The 14,486-nt window shown below is 39.2% G+C and carries 14 protein-coding genes; 6 read left to right on the top strand and 8 right to left on the bottom strand.

What is annotated here, in order from left to right:
• Position 1: 1 nt before the first annotated feature.
• The 5 genes from HMPREF9957_RS08760 to rsmH all read right to left on the bottom strand — a co-directional run bounded on the left by HMPREF9957_RS08760 (position 2) and on the right by rsmH (position 6,961).
• Positions 2 to 2,104, bottom strand: coding sequence for an ATP-dependent Clp protease ATP-binding subunit (locus HMPREF9957_RS08760; protein WP_001063446.1), 2,103 nt, complete (start codon positions 2,102 to 2,104; stop codon positions 2 to 4).
• Between the two features lie 339 nt (positions 2,105 to 2,443).
• Positions 2,444 to 3,424: a phospho-N-acetylmuramoyl-pentapeptide-transferase gene (gene mraY / locus HMPREF9957_RS08755; RefSeq protein ID WP_000470842.1), complete on the bottom strand. Its 981-nt coding sequence runs from the start codon at positions 3,422 to 3,424 to the stop codon at positions 2,444 to 2,446.
• Between the two features lies 1 nt (position 3,425).
• Complete coding sequence (pbp2x, locus tag HMPREF9957_RS08750; RefSeq protein WP_000872307.1) at positions 3,426 to 5,678, bottom strand: penicillin-binding protein PBP2X; 2,253 nt, start codon at positions 5,676 to 5,678, stop codon at positions 3,426 to 3,428.
• Between the two features lie 3 nt (positions 5,679 to 5,681).
• Complete coding sequence (gene ftsL / locus HMPREF9957_RS08745; protein ID WP_000840840.1) at positions 5,682 to 5,999, bottom strand: cell division protein FtsL; 318 nt, start codon at positions 5,997 to 5,999, stop codon at positions 5,682 to 5,684.
• An 11-nt stretch (positions 6,000 to 6,010) separates the two neighbouring features.
• Complete coding sequence (gene rsmH, locus HMPREF9957_RS08740; RefSeq protein ID WP_000159417.1) at positions 6,011 to 6,961, bottom strand: 16S rRNA (cytosine(1402)-N(4))-methyltransferase RsmH; 951 nt, start codon at positions 6,959 to 6,961, stop codon at positions 6,011 to 6,013.
• A gap of 165 nt (positions 6,962 to 7,126) precedes the next feature.
• Between rsmH and HMPREF9957_RS08735 the strand changes: the two genes are divergently transcribed.
• Genes HMPREF9957_RS08735 through HMPREF9957_RS08715 form a run of 6 tightly spaced genes read left to right on the top strand, consistent with a single transcriptional unit; the run spans position 7,127 to position 9,545 of the window.
• Positions 7,127 to 7,321: a helix-turn-helix transcriptional regulator gene (locus tag HMPREF9957_RS08735; protein ID WP_001082472.1), complete on the top strand. Its 195-nt coding sequence runs from the start codon at positions 7,127 to 7,129 to the stop codon at positions 7,319 to 7,321.
• A 15-nt stretch (positions 7,322 to 7,336) separates the two neighbouring features.
• Positions 7,337 to 7,879, top strand: a complete 543-nt coding sequence (locus tag HMPREF9957_RS08730) for a DUF3278 domain-containing protein (protein ID WP_000712353.1) — start codon at positions 7,337 to 7,339, stop codon at positions 7,877 to 7,879.
• Positions 7,880 to 7,889: 10 nt separating this feature from the next.
• A complete protein-coding gene (locus HMPREF9957_RS08725) occupies positions 7,890 to 8,132 on the top strand; it encodes a hypothetical protein (protein ID WP_000711749.1) in 243 nt (80 codons plus the stop codon).
• Positions 8,133 to 8,142: 10 nt separating this feature from the next.
• Positions 8,143 to 8,481, top strand: a complete 339-nt coding sequence (locus tag HMPREF9957_RS0102470) for a hypothetical protein (protein WP_000838785.1) — start codon at positions 8,143 to 8,145, stop codon at positions 8,479 to 8,481.
• Between the two features lie 12 nt (positions 8,482 to 8,493).
• A complete protein-coding gene (locus tag HMPREF9957_RS08720) occupies positions 8,494 to 9,072 on the top strand; it encodes a DUF3278 domain-containing protein (RefSeq protein ID WP_000711231.1) in 579 nt (192 codons plus the stop codon).
• Positions 9,069 to 9,545, top strand: coding sequence for a glutathione peroxidase (locus HMPREF9957_RS08715; protein ID WP_000203046.1), 477 nt, complete (start codon positions 9,069 to 9,071; stop codon positions 9,543 to 9,545). Before HMPREF9957_RS08720 ends, HMPREF9957_RS08715 begins: the two co-directional genes overlap by 4 nt.
• Positions 9,546 to 9,899: 354 nt before the next feature.
• Here HMPREF9957_RS08715 and HMPREF9957_RS08710 read toward each other — a convergent pair whose 3' ends face one another.
• From HMPREF9957_RS08710 to HMPREF9957_RS08700, 3 genes are all read right to left on the bottom strand, one after another.
• A complete protein-coding gene (locus tag HMPREF9957_RS08710; protein WP_000414839.1) occupies positions 9,900 to 11,372 on the bottom strand; it encodes a peptide MFS transporter in 1,473 nt (490 codons plus the stop codon).
• 401 nt (positions 11,373 to 11,773) lie between these two features.
• A complete protein-coding gene (locus HMPREF9957_RS08705; RefSeq protein WP_000688719.1) occupies positions 11,774 to 13,987 on the bottom strand; it encodes a glycoside hydrolase family 31 protein in 2,214 nt (737 codons plus the stop codon).
• Positions 13,988 to 14,149: 162 nt separating this feature from the next.
• Entirely contained in the window at positions 14,150 to 14,329 is a 180-nt protein-coding gene (locus tag HMPREF9957_RS08700; RefSeq protein WP_000050752.1) for a hypothetical protein, read from the bottom strand.
• Positions 14,330 to 14,486: the final 157 nt, after the last annotated feature.

The raw sequence follows: 14,486 nt of genomic DNA, 5'->3' as shown, positions 1-14,486 counted from the left end.
CTTAGGCTTTCTCACGAATAACCAAACCACCATCTTCCATATCTGCTTCTAGGTGTTTGGCATCTAGGTGATCCAAATGGAAGTCTGTCACCTTATCACGAATTTCTTGTTCAACCACGCGACGGAGCGGACGAACACCCATGACTTCGTCATAACCTTCTTCTGTGATATAGTCCTTAGCTGCTTGACTGACTACCAAATCAATGTCTTTCTTAGCCAAGGTTTGGTTGACTTCGGCTAACATCAAGTCCACAATCTTAGAAAGGTCTTCCTTCGTCAAGTGTGAGAACTCGATAACTGCATTAAAGCGGTTGAGGAATTCTGGACGGAAGAATGGTTTCAAACGATCCATCAATTCTGGTTTATCAGCATCTTCTGTCAAGTTAGCTTCGTAACCAAATCCTGCGTTTGAAGTTGCGATAATCACCGTATTCTTGAAGTTGACAGTGTTACCTTGACCATCTGTCAAACGACCATCATCCAAAACTTGAAGGAGAAGGGTGATGACTTGAGGGTCAGCCTTTTCAATTTCGTCGAGAAGGACGATTGAGTATGGATTGCGACGGACGCGTTCTGTCAAGGTATTGTTGTTGTCATCGTAACCAACATAACCTGCAGTTGTACCAATCAATTTAGATACGGCTGTGCGGTCGCTGTATTCTGACATGTCCAAACGGATGATAGCATCTTTCGTTCCGAACATATCTAGAGCCAATTGTTTAGCCAACTCAGTCTTACCAACACCAGTAGGACCTACAAAGAGGAAGCTACCGATTGGACGGTTACCTTCATCAAAACCAGCACGGTTACGACGGATAGCACGAGCTACCGCTTCTACCGCCTTGTCTTGGCCAATTACCTTATCTTGCAGACGATGAGCCATATCTTTCAAACGTTCAATGTCTGACGCTCCCATTTGAGACACTGGAATACCGGTCATTCGTTCTACAGATTCAGCCACATCGTTGACACTTGCAGTCACTTTCATATCTTCTGTGTGGTTTTCGATTTTCTTTTCCAATTCTGCGATGCGTGTTTTATAGTTTAGAGCTGCTTCAAAATCTTCCGCCTCGACAGCTTTTTCTTGCTTGTCTTTTTCTGCCTCAATTTCACGTTCAACAGCATGTACATCTGTTACAGGATGTTGTGCTGCCAAGTGAGCCGCTGTTACATCGACAAGGTCAATAGCCTTATCTGGCAAGCTACGTTGAGGAATATACTGAACAGAATAATCCACTGCTGCTTTCAAAACTTCATCTGGCAAGATAACATTGTGGTGTTGTTGATAGAGATCACGAATTCCTTGAAGAATTTTAAAAGTATCCTTTGCTGAAGGAGCATTGACCTTAACTTCGTTGAAACGACGAGCAAGAGCTGCATTCTTCAAAATCGTGTTACGGTATTCATCTTGAGTCGTTGCCCCAATCACTGTCAATTCTCCACGAGAGAGAGCTGGCTTGAGAATATCCGCAAGCCCCTTAGAACCACTGTCACCTCCAGTAGAACCAGCACCAAGTATTTGGTGAATTTCATCAAAGAAGAGAATAATATTCCCTGCTTCTTTGACTTCATTGACTAAGTTTTGAACGTTTTCTTCAAAGCTACCACGGTATTGAGTACCAGCCTCAAGACCAGAGATATCAATAGAAATAATTTCCTTGTTTTTAATAGCAGCTGGAACATCACCATTCACAATAGCTTGTGCTAGGCCTTCGACAACGGCTGTCTTACCAACACCTGCGTCTCCGACCAAAACAGGATTGTTCTTGGTACGGCGTGAAAGAATTTCAGACGCTTCTTGAATTTCCTTGTTTCGTCCGATAACAGGATCCAACTTGCCCTCACGCGCTTCTGCTGTCAAGTTTCGACCTAGTTTAGCAAGGACACCGTCTTGTTTCATACCTTTACCTTGAACGTACTGAACTTGTTCACTTCCTTCGCTTGGAAGTTGACCAGTTTGACGGTAAATAGCGAATTCTTCAGGCGTTACTTCACGGCCGTTAATCAAGTAACGACGATTTTCAGAACTGTATCCTCGCATACCACCCATCAATTGGTTAAACAAATCATCCATGTTGTTAAAATTATTAAAATTGTTGTTCATATTCTTTACCTCTTTTTATTTACTTAATTATGATTACTGATATTGACTATCTTTGACCTTTGTTTTAAAAAATTTAGACTAGCTAAATCGCTACTCTACATACTATTTCTGGTTTTTCTTTTTCAAGCAGGAGTAGACTATCTTTACTTCTAAAGATTTCTAGATTAAACATAGACCCCACCTCTTTCTATTTTACTTTAAATAAGTGTTCTAGTAAGGCTTTCATTTACCTTACGTTCATAATATACTACATTAGTCAGAAAAGGTCAAGGGTTTTGACTTTAATTGACCAATATTTTTTAAACAGCAAAAACACCCTGAAACATCAGGGTGCCATTCTTACATCAAATACAAAATTGCTAGGGTCAGGAGACTTGCTAGAAGCCCAACTCCCCAAAAGAAGAAGTCAACCTTCCACTCGCTCCAAGGATTTCCTTTACCAGAAAATCCTCCAAGCTCAAAATGGTGATGTACAGGCGTCATACGGAAAATACGTTTGCCACCAGTCAGTTTGAAATAACTGACTTGCATCATGACCGAAGTTGTTTCAAAGACATACACAATTCCGATAATCAAGAGAGTCCATTCTTGGTGGAGGGCCATAGAGATAGCTGCCAACATTCCACCTAGGGCCAAACTTCCCACATCTCCCATAAAGACCTTGGCAGGCTTATGGTTAAAAACAAAGAACCCGAGCAAACCACCAATCATGGCAAGAATCACTAGAAGAATATCCATCTGGCCTTGCACATAGGCAATAACTCCATAGGCAGACAAACTAATCGCCACTGAAATACTAGCCAGACCATCAATTCCGTCTGTCAAGTTGACTGCGTTTGAAAAACCGACTAGCCAGAAAAGGGCGAAGAAAATATAGAAAAATCCCAAATGAACTGGATAACCAAATACAGACAGGATATCACCTCCACGCTCATAGAAAAGATAGAAGATAACTCCACCTAGAAGCTGAAGAGCCAATTTCTGCTTGGGATTTAGCCCCTCATTGATCTTACGAAAGACCTTGAGAAAGTCATCTAAAAATCCGACCAAGCCATACAAGACCAAGATAAACAAAATCATTCCCACATTATTGCTGAATTGGCTACTAAATAGGGCGAAAAAGAAAGCAACCAAAACAGAAGTAATTAAGAAAACCAAACCTCCCATTGTAGGAGTCCCAGCTTTTGCCTGATGCTGTTTGACATCCTCATGCATCTGCTGGCCTGTAATTTGCGCCTTTCTATAAAATTTGATAAAGGCCGGAATTCCTACTACAGTTAGTAAAAATGTCACAATTCCAGCACTGATGGAAATAAACATATTAGTCTCCTAAAGTTAATGTAATTTTTTTAATGCCCTTGATAGCTGTGTTAGCACGAACATCTTGCTTCTGCACAGTAGAGCCCGAACCTTCAAATTCAAGGTCTATATTGAGCCACTTAGCAAAGGTCTCAGCAGTCGCTCTTGTCCAACCATACATGTCTGGAACTTCCTCTGCTTTATCAGATAAGATTAGGACTTGCTGATTCGGGGCAAGATTCTTCCCTTCTTCAGCAGAACTGTTTTTAATCTTCGTCCCTGTTCCCACAACGATGGGTTGTACAAGATTGCGACGCAATTCTTCTGCTAAATCACCAGGTGAAATATCCTTGACACTAGGCATAGGATAAGGACTTTGTTGACTTACTTGCTCCAAAGCTTTAGCTGTTGTTTGAAGATTGAGAGAGTCTTTCATAGCTGAAGCCCGCTCCAAGATAGGATTGGCAAATTCTCCCAACTGAATACCTGAATAATGTTCAGGTTGTTGGACCGTCACATACAAGATAAAATCAGGATTTTCAGCCGGATTCATCGATACAGCCGAGAAAATATAATTGGTTAACCCGACTAGATAACCACCATTTTTCTCGTCAGCAATCTGAGCCGTACCAGACTTGAGGGCTACATTTTGCCCAGGAACAGTTACAGTTGGCTTGCCTGTGCTGTGGTTATACATGGTTCCATAAACCGGATCCGTCCCTACCAAAATCATGTTAGTCCGAGTTAGACTAGCTGCATCTTTAGAAACAGGATTTCCCACAACTTCTTTTTGAGATTTCCGAGCAGTTTGATCATTTGGATCATAAATGGCACTGATAAATTTAGGTTCTAACATGACTCCATCGTTGGCAATAGCCGTGAAAGCACGAATCATTTGCGTCTGAGTTACTGAAATCCCTTGTCCAAATGAACTCTGAGCAATATTAACAATATTGTCAGCTGGAAGTTGACCAGCGTATTCATCTGTCAAGCCAAAGCGAGTTGGGACCCCAAATTTAAAGCGGTTTAGATAATCCAACCAAGTAGTATCTCCCATTTTTTGTTCAAGAAGACTCATTCCAACATTACTGGAGAGAGCGAAACCTTGTAAGAAAGTCATCATCCTACCAGTAGTCAAACCATCATTAACATCCCAATCTCGAATCGTCACATCCGCTATTTTTAATTCACTGCTATTGAAGTATTCTCCACTTGGGAAGGTATTATTATCAATAGAAGAAGCTAACGTCATAACCTTCATGGTTGATCCTGGTTCATAGTTACTTTGATAGAGGATATCACGCCAAACAAAGTCCTTGGTAAGTCCTTCCTTAGTATCAGCATCGAAGGTCGGCCGTTGCGTTGTTGCAAGAATTTCCCCTGTTTTAGCACTGACCAAGGTAGCCGTCATATACTTGCCTTTTACTTTTTCTTGAAAGGCATTCATCTGTGTCTCCATGAAGGACTGAAGGGTGCTGGAAATAGTCGTATAAACATCCTTGCCATCTACTGTTTGCTGGGAAACTTGTTCTGTTCCAGGGACAATATTACCCAGACGATCTTTTTCATAGGTAATAATGCCGTCTGTCCCTGCAAGAATTCTATTTAAAGAACTCTCCATTCCAGAGGTTCCCAGCAAGCTCTTGCTGCCATCTTCATTTTCATGGAGCTGAGCTAGACCGATAAAACTAGAAGCAAATTGTCCGTTTGGATAACTACGATTGGGACTGGTTGTAAAATCAATCCCCTTGACCTCTGCAGTTTCCAACTCTTTTTTAATAGCCATCATATTGGCATAGGTAATCCCATTGCCCTTCGAACCAAAGGAAACTTGCTTGAGATTAGGTTGCGAGAGTTGCTCTCTTACATAGGATTCTTCCATGTCCAGATACTTATGAAAGACCTCTGCAACCTTGTTAAATTGTGTTTTTTCTACGTAAAGAATCTTACCCGTTGCTGACTTATAGTTCTCATCAATGACCGCATAGACATTATAAGATGTCGCATCCTCAGCAATCGGGACTCCATTTCGGTCATAAATAGTCCCACGTTTGGCAGGAACTGTACGGGTGGTTTGATGAACCTTCTTAGCTTCCTTCGCTAAATCTGTTCCAAAGCGAGTGCCCGTCCCAATAATGACCGCAAAATTGACTAAAAAAACGGCAAAAACAAAGACAGATAATAAACTCAGACTTTTTCCAACTCTGCGTCTGTTTTCAGCCGGCGATTTCCGATTTTTCGTCGCATAACGGATTACTCTTTTTGTCCACTTCATATCTTACTCCGCTATTCGAATATTTTCATTGTTTAATTGCAAATCGTGTGAATTGGCAATTTCTTTCAAACGTTCTGCACGTAATAGTTCATTGACCTCTTGCTTGGCATCGTCCAATTCGGTCTTCTTTTCCTCTATCTGCGCATTGATTTTTGTCAAATCATTCTGCACTTGCAAGAGCTTGGTCTGCATAAAAATAATACTAATGGCTACAATAAGAGTGGTTACAGCAATGGAAAAGTAAAAAGCTTTTTCCACACGCGAAAACCGTTTAAGTTGCATCTGTAGTATTTGACCTGTTTTTTCCATTCTTTCTGCCATCTTTTTCCCTCTTACTTGTGAATTTTTCTGGCCACGCGCAACTTGGCTGAGTGCGAGCGGTTATTGGCTTCTAATTCTTCTGCACTTGGCAAGATTGGCTTACGGGATACCAATTCCATCTTGGGCTTGAGATCATCTGGGATGAAAGGCAAACCTTTGGGAACTTCCACTGTTGAAGCTTCCTTGAATAATTGCTTGGTCAAGCGGTCTTCCAAGGAATGAAAGGTAATCACTGAAATTCTACCATCCAGAGCCAACATATCCATAGCCTGCTGGATAGATTCATCTGCTGCTCCCAATTCATCATTGACTTCAATTCGAATAGCCTGGAAGATCTGCTTGGCAGGATGGCCCTTCTTCTTGAGTTCCTTGGCAGGTTTGGCCGACTTGATAATTTCTGCCAGCTCAGTCGTTGTCTCGATTGGCTTGACTTCACGTACTTGTTCAATCTTGCGGGCAATCTGTTTAGAAAACTTATCCTCGCCATACTTGAAGAAAATTCGAACCAAGTCATGATAGTCATAGTGGTTCACCACTTCATAGGCTGTCAGACTAGCTTCCTGATTCATGCGCATGTCCAGTGGCGCATCCTTTTTATAAGAAAAACCACGCTCACGCTGGTCCAATTGAGGACTAGACACTCCCAAGTCATAACAAATTCCATCAATTTCCTGAACACCAGCTTCGCGCAAACGTGCCTGTAAATGACGGAAGTTATCCTTGATAAAAGTCACCATTCCCTTTTCAATGTAAGGAGCCAAGCGTTTTTGCGCGTTGTCAATGGCATTCTGGTCCTGGTCAAAGGCATAGAGATGGCCTTTTTCACTTAATTTACTCAATAAATATTCGCTATGGCCTGCTCCGCCCAAAGTCGCATCAACGTAGATACCGTCAGGTTTTACGTCAAGCATATCAATCGTTTCGTGGAGCAAGACCGTTACATGATGAAATTCTTTTGTCATATCTTATCTATTTTACCACAAATCCGACCAGCTTGCACTAGTCAGACAAATCAGACAAGGGTACTACTATTTCTTCAAAAAATATGTCAAAAATACTTGACACTTTATGTTTAAAAGAATATAATATAGTCAAATATATACGACATAAATCAGAAAGGAGAACAGATGAATCGTGTGAAAGAATTTCGCAAGGAACTGGGCATTTCCCAGCTCGAACTCGCCAAGGATATCGGTGTCTCGAGACAAACCATCAATATGATTGAGAACGACAAGTACAACCCAACTCTGGAACTCTGTCTCAATCTCGCCCGCAGCCTCCAAACTGACCTCAACAGTCTCTTTTGGGAGGAAGATTTTTAAAAAAGGAGCCAACTCATGAAAAAAGAAACCTTTACTGAAAAACTGATCAAACGCACATACGGCATTTCTGATCCCCTTGACGAATACAAACGGCGCGAGGCCGATCGTATCGGTAACCAAGTCTTTATCATCCTCTTTTATCTGATGATTTTCGGAAATCTTATTCCACTCCTTCTGGCCTATAAATATCCTCAACTAGTGGCTCTAGTCTATCCTCCTCTAATTTTAGTGATTGCCCTCATCGTTGCTGGATATCTCACCTACCAAATGCAAAAAACAGGGATTACAACTATTGAACCAGATATGCTGAATGAGAAAGAAAGCAAGCAACTACACTACCCAGGTCTGAAAGCTGGGATAGTCTATGGATTAATGAGTTTTTTTACAACCCCTCTTCTCCATATACTGCTAGGTGAGAGTCAGGACTATCTTCAGTCACTTCTCGCTTTTAAAAATATTTTTTCAAGTATCCTCCAGTCTGTCTTCTTTGGAGTGGTTATACAGATTCTCATCTCCCGTCGCATTGCAAAAACTAAGAAAGATCAAGATGAGGATTAGGAGGTGCCCTATGAAAAAAGAAAAGAAACAGTCACGTTATCCTGGTCTGAAAGCAGGTTCGATTTATGGAACAGTGATATTTTTTATAATTCCACTCATTGATACCCTAACAAGTGAAAATCCAAATTTTATCAGTTCTCTTCTAAATACAAAACATATTTTTAAAACTATACTGGGAGCTTTCTTTTTCGGAGTGATGATACATATTGTCGACTCACTTCGTATTGCAAGAGCTAAAAAAGACCAGGATTAAGAGGTGCCCTATGAAATCATTACTAACTTTACTTACCTATCATCTTTTGTTCAGTTCTCTGCTCATCTTCATCATCGTTTCAGGGAACTTAATCAGAGAGATATTCCTCGTGCTAGTCTTTGTTCCAGCCCTTAACAAAGGACTGACTTATCTAAAGATTGACTCCCAAAAAACACGCATACTCAACTTAGCACTATGCTTTATGATTCTATCTTTACCACAACTGATGCTCATCTCAAGCGATTGGAAATATTATTTACTGCTCACTATCGCTATCCTTTCTTCTATCACTTATCTTTATTATCTCTATCAACTCGTTAAAGAAGTCAATCAAAAACCGCTCATTTAGGAGGTTAGCAGCATGAAAAAAGAAGACTTCACCACTCGCCTACTTCGAAATCTCTTTCATATCCAAGGTCCTTTTGATGAATGCCGGCAAGAGATTATCTACAAGGCTTGTGCCCGTTCCATGGTCCAAATCGTTTATTCTTCCTTCTTTCTCTTCTTGTTTTATCTATTATTTGGACGCTTCATAGAGGGCGTTCGCTATGCCATGCCCTACGTTTACTCTGGACTCATTTTTTTCATTACTTTAAAAACTCAGAGAGCCGTCAAAGAACTCCATCTGGAAAAAGATGACAAGTCAGAAATCATCCTCAAAACCTACAGCAAAGCCCAAATCAAATTTCGAAGCTGGGTTGTGTTTATCGGTCTTCAGATTGGCCTCTTTACCCTACTCATCTTTCATAAAGTCTTCGTTCAGCAGATGTCCCTTTCAGATTTTGGAAAGTTGCTCGTGCAATTCGATAAAAGTGTTCCTTTCCTGATGTATGGCCTGATTATCGTCAGCATTTTTGGAACCCTGACCTACGGCTTTCTATCACTACAGGAGGAGAAAACTCCTAAAAATACCAAACAGAAGGAGAAAAGCAATCAATGACCTCACTATACGATTTTTCAGTCTTGAACCAAGACAACCAAGAAACTCCCCTAGATACCTATCGTGGGAAAGTTCTCTTGGTTGTCAACACTGCTACTGGATGTGGTTTAACGTCCCAGTACCAAGGGCTCCAAGAACTCTATGAACGCTATCAAAACCAAGGTTTTGAGATTTTAGACTTCCCTTGCAATCAGTTTATGGGGCAAGCACCAGGTAGCGCAGAGGAAATCAACGACTTCTGTAGCCTACATTATCAGACCTCCTTTCCACGTTTTGCCAAGATTAAGGTTAACGGTAAGGAAGCAGATCCTCTCTATGTTTGGTTGAAAGAACAAAAATCTGGCTCACTGGGAAAACGAGTTGAATGGAATTTCGCTAAGTTTCTCATCGGTCGTGATGGGCAAGTCTTTGAACGCTTCTCTTCAAAAACAGACCCAAAACAAATTGAAGAGGCCATACGAACCCTACTATAATTTCACAATCTCACTATAATTAGCTTTCTTTTAGCCTGACGAATAGTGAGATTTTTTGATTGGCTTTGACTTATACTCTTCGAAAATCTCTTCAAACCGCGTCAACGTCGCCTTGCCGTATATATGCAACCTCAAAACAGTGTTTTGAGCAACCTGCGGCTAGTTTCCTAGTTTACTCTTTGATTTTCATTGAGTATTAAATAGAAAAAGTGGACGATTGTCTACTAGGAAAATCAGAAACATTGTGAGTTTTCATCAAACTAAAAGGACTTAGCTCTATGCAATACAGAACTAAATCCTTTGAATAAATAATTAATCTAACTTTTAGAATCCCTACAGAAATTCCAGTTTTTTCTATTTGATACCAGACATTAGTTTTTCAATACGCGGAACGTAGAAGAGTAAGATAATACTGAATACAATCGTAATTCCTCCAACAATTCCATAGTAAGCAACTTCAGTTTCGCTTGTATAAAATTTTACAATTTGAGCATTGATAGCTTGAGCAGCAGCATCACTCAAGAACCAGATAGACATCATTTGTGCTTGGAAGGACTTTGGTGCTAGCTTATTAGTGACTGATAGACCAATAGGCGAAATCAACATTTCACCCACAATCACAATAGCCCAACTCATAATCAACCAGAAAGGACTGACCTTAACATCTGTCCCAAAGAACATCCCTGGTAACATCATCCACAAGAAGGATAAACCCGCCGCAAATAAGCCGTAAGCAAATTTCTTAGAAGAGGACGGTTGCTTTTTACCCATTTTCCCCCACAACCACGCAAAAATCGGCACATAAATCATAATGAAAAGTGGATTGATACTTTGGAAAAAGCTAGATGGGAAATGAATCTGATTCCCAAATACATTAAAGTAAAGTCGAGTTTGATCATCCGCAAATAGAGCGAGAACAACAGAACCCTGTTCCTCAATAGACCAGAAGAGTACTCCAGCGATAAATAGAGGAATGTAGGCATATACTCGGGATCTCTCAGTAGCAGTTATTTTCTGACTAGATAAAATCTTGAAGAAATAGTAGATTGGAATGATTACCGCAATCACTGTAAAGATATTAACAATCATATCCACATTAAACTGGCGAGTAAGGACTAAAGCCATAACCACGAGAATAACCATGACAAGTGCAATCAGCAAACGTTTAATCAAGGTCTGCTGCTCCTTCTGTGAAAGGGGATCAGTGGGGTAAAGGCTTGATTCAGGCAGGTATTTCTTCCCATCCAAAACATACTTCACCAGACCAAAGAACATCCCAATAGCAGCTAATGAGAAGCCTAGATGGAAATTGACTTCCTGACCTAGATAACCCACTAGATAAGGGGCAACGAAGGCACCTAAGTTAATCCCAAAGACAAAGATACTAAAACCTGCATCCCGTCTATCATCCTCTTTCTCATAAATTCCTCCAACCATATCTGAGATATTGGGTTTTAAAAATCCAGTTCCAAAGATAATCAAGGCAATAGAAAGATAGAGAGCCACTTGTCCAAAAGGTGTTGCCAAAGCAATATGCCCTAGCATAATCAGAATCCCACCGTAAAAGACGGTCTTACGACTTCCTAAAATACGGTCACTGACAAAACCACCAACAACCGAGGACAAAAATACCAGCGAGCCATAAATCGCCATAACCGATGCAGCCGTGGTCTTATCCATCCCCAACCCACCATCTTGCACACTATAGTACATATAGTAAAGTAGGATAGCTCGCATCCCATAGTAAGAAAAGCGTTCCCACATTTCTGTAAAGAAGAGGGTAGACAAGCCCATAGGATGTCCAAAAAATGTTTTCTGTTTTTCCATATATATTCTCCTTTAACGATATAATAATTTATTTTACAGAATTTTCAAACAAATGTCAAACAAATCCTGTTTGTTTTAGAAAATTTTCTGAAAAAATCTAACGTCTCATACTTAATTCCACCATAAAAATCCATTTCAGACTAACTTCCACTGCGGTCAGGCAAGTGGAAGTTACTTTGAGAAATCACCTTTAAAAATTTGCTCTTGTTTAGTTTAAAAAATATTTCAAAATTTGAAACTTACTTATCTTATCCTTTCCTCTTCAGTAAACAAAAAATCCCTATGCCAAACTTGTAATTACTAAAATACAAGCCAATAAGCATAGAGATGTAAAACTATTACACATTAAAAAATAAATAATTAGTAATTAAAGAATAGAAATTGTGTACGAAATGTCTCAATTAGTTTTCGCTAGTAAATATCATTTCCAACAAACGCCCTCTCAATTCCTTATCCTGATGATGCAAGATATTCATTAACTCATGAGAATTTTTGGCATTGATGAATTGATTTAACAATCTATCTTTTAATTCATATGGAAGAGAGGCCGTCTTTAGTAGTCTAAAAACTTCATCATTTAAAGATATTGTTTTATTATCTTTACATTCAAATCTAGCTGTATCATTCTTATTTGGCAATTCAATTATAGACACATTCGTTCCTTTAAAATGAATTCTATGTCTTCTATTACTTGGAACGATACTAGAATCTCCTTGTAATGTTAACTCTACCATCCCCATTTCCCAGTCGATTGATAATCTTGTTTTATATCTTTGACCATTTTGATCTTCAATCATTTCAAAAGAATGTTGTTTGCCTGGGAATACATACCAATCTACAACTTCAGGTAAATCAACACCCATATCTATCTCAGAACCAACCAAGGGAATGATTGCACCACTTTTTGCAAACACAGGTATAGTCGAAATGTCTCTATAAACACTTAACTTCACACCACCTGTATATTTTTTCTCTGAAAAGAAGTCATACCATTCACCTTCAGGGAACCATACATCTACTTTTGCAGATTGGAATGCCAAGTCCATCTTTTCTACAACGGGAGCTACCATCAGTTCTGTTCCAAAAAAGTATTGATTTGGAACATTATAGCTCTCATCATTTTCTGGGTAGAAATAATACATTGGGCTGATTAATGGGGCACCTTCCTCATGTGTCTTTACATTCATGGTATATAGATATGGAATCATCTGATGTCTCAAACGAAGGTATTTCTTCATAATCTTAGATGTTGTTTCTGAAAAAAACCAAGGTTCTTTACTATTGAAGGGACTTCTAGAACTATGTAAGCGAGTAATCGGACTAAAAACGCCAAACTGTAGCCATCTAGTTTGCAGCTCTTCGTCATAATCCCCCAGCATGTGTCCACCAATATCATGGCTCCACCAACTATAACCGATATTAGATGCTGTCGCTGTAAAATAAGGTTGAAATCTTAAGGAATTCCAACTAATAATAGTGTCCCCTGAAAAACCAACAGGGTAGCGGTGACTACCAGGACCTGCATACCTTGATAAAATCAAACCACCTTCTGCATTTTTACAACTATCCTGATAATGATAATGGTTTAAAAGCCATAGTGGATCCAATATGCCTTGTGTCCCTTGTTGCCAGTCAATCCACCAAAAATCTACTCCCTGCTTTTCTAGCTCATAATGAACATCTTTAAAGTAAGCTTCCCTAAAAGAAGGATTAAAAAAATCAAAAATAGCAGGTTCTTCTAGTTCTACATTTAACCCCAATCGTTTTGCGACTTGAGGATAAGCTTCTTCATAAGCCCGTATACCATCAGCAGGATGGACATTTAAGGAGAGTTTTAACTTTCTATCATGAAGTTGTTGCAATAACTGTTCTGGATTAGGTATTAAGTTTTTATTCCAACTATATCCTGTCCAGCCACTTCCAAAACGAGCTGGAATGTCAGTTATATGCCAATCCATATCTAAAACACCGATAGATAATGGAATTTTCTCTGTTTCAAATCTATCTATTAAATCCAAGTATTCATCCGACGTATAAGGCCAATACCTACTCCACCAATTACCTAAAGCATATCGTGGCAACAAGGGTGTTGAACCAGTCAAATGGTAAAAGTCTCTGATTGCTCCTCTATAATCATGCCCATAGGCAAAGAAATAGAGGTCAATTTGATTTTCTCTCTCAATATAACCAGACTGTTCATCCCAAATAAATCCTTGAGAATCGTCCAATAAGGCTATACCATTTCTGCTAATAATTCCATCTTCTAACGAGATTGCTCCATCTGCCTCATCCAGAGTCCGAGCTGTTCCTTTTAACGTTTCAATAGATTCACCAAAATACCAGCGACTACCATATACGGCAAAATTTCCTTTTAATTCTATAAATAAATTTTCGGCGTTAAATTCTCCTTTATTAAAGTGCAGATGAAAATAGTCCGTCATAATATCTAGTACATTTGATGTCTCGATATAATCTAACGAAACTTGGCCAAAATCTCTATTATAGATAAGTTGTGTCGTTCTATCCTCAAAACTTCCAGTTTGAGAGTATTCTAACCTTACTAACTTGTCTGTTAATACAGAGATTCGATAAAACTCTCCCTTAAAAATTTTCAATTTGTTTTCCTCCTTTTATGGTAGCATAAAAACAGAACGCACCATTTTTGATGCGTTTTTCGTTATTCTGAATGCAATATTCTATCTGTTATATCTATGACAAATAATAGTCAATTGAAAAAATGTAGTGGACAAAATATCTTTTAACAAACCAAGATGTTATTAAAGAGTTATCCCCAGAGCAAGAGCTTCATCTCGCAGTGTTTCAACATCAATAACCGTAGGTCGCCATCCTTCAATCATATTTGTACTTAAAGCATACCAAACACTCTTAAAAACGGATTGGTTTTCAAAAGCTACTCCCATGATTGTCATCTTTTCTTTATCTATATCTAAGGACATATGCTACCTCCTTTAGTTACATTATACCATGTTTCCCAGTAGCTTTTAAATATTTTATTTTGTCTGTAATATCTAAATTTCCAGAACGTTTATCCTATTTATCAGAGGATAATTAAATATCTATCTCATAAACCAGCGGTATTTGTTATTAATTGGC

It is taken from the genome of Streptococcus mitis SK1080 (genome assembly GCF_000220085.1).
Taxonomy (GTDB): domain Bacteria; phylum Bacillota; class Bacilli; order Lactobacillales; family Streptococcaceae; genus Streptococcus; species Streptococcus mitis_K.
Note: the sequence above shows the minus strand (reverse complement) of the source record. Positions and strands in the feature narration are given on the sequence as shown.

Excerpts from the sequence above, each read along its gene's own strand:
- HMPREF9957_RS08715 (WP_000203046.1), top strand. The coding sequence starts at position 9,069 with ATGACCTCACTATACGATTTTTCAGTCTTGAACCAAGACAACCAAGAA.
- HMPREF9957_RS08710 (WP_000414839.1), bottom strand. The coding sequence starts at position 11,372 with ATGGAAAAACAGAAAACATTTTTTGGACATCCTATGGGCTTGTCTACC.
- HMPREF9957_RS08700 (WP_000050752.1), bottom strand. The coding sequence starts at position 14,329 with ATGTCCTTAGATATAGATAAAGAAAAGATGACAATCATGGGAGTAGCT.
- HMPREF9957_RS0102470 (WP_000838785.1), top strand. The coding sequence starts at position 8,143 with ATGAAATCATTACTAACTTTACTTACCTATCATCTTTTGTTCAGTTCT.
- mraY (WP_000470842.1), bottom strand. The coding sequence starts at position 3,424 with ATGTTTATTTCCATCAGTGCTGGAATTGTGACATTTTTACTAACTGTA.
- ftsL (WP_000840840.1), bottom strand. The coding sequence starts at position 5,999 with ATGGCAGAAAGAATGGAAAAAACAGGTCAAATACTACAGATGCAACTT.
- HMPREF9957_RS08730 (WP_000712353.1), top strand. The coding sequence starts at position 7,337 with ATGAAAAAAGAAACCTTTACTGAAAAACTGATCAAACGCACATACGGC.
- pbp2x (WP_000872307.1), bottom strand. The coding sequence starts at position 5,678 with ATGAAGTGGACAAAAAGAGTAATCCGTTATGCGACGAAAAATCGGAAA.
- HMPREF9957_RS08720 (WP_000711231.1), top strand. The coding sequence starts at position 8,494 with ATGAAAAAAGAAGACTTCACCACTCGCCTACTTCGAAATCTCTTTCAT.
- HMPREF9957_RS08725 (WP_000711749.1), top strand. The coding sequence starts at position 7,890 with ATGAAAAAAGAAAAGAAACAGTCACGTTATCCTGGTCTGAAAGCAGGT.
- rsmH (WP_000159417.1), bottom strand. The coding sequence starts at position 6,961 with ATGACAAAAGAATTTCATCATGTAACGGTCTTGCTCCACGAAACGATT.
- HMPREF9957_RS08735 (WP_001082472.1), top strand. The coding sequence starts at position 7,127 with ATGAATCGTGTGAAAGAATTTCGCAAGGAACTGGGCATTTCCCAGCTC.
- HMPREF9957_RS08760 (WP_001063446.1), bottom strand. The coding sequence starts at position 2,104 with ATGAACAACAATTTTAATAATTTTAACAACATGGATGATTTGTTTAAC.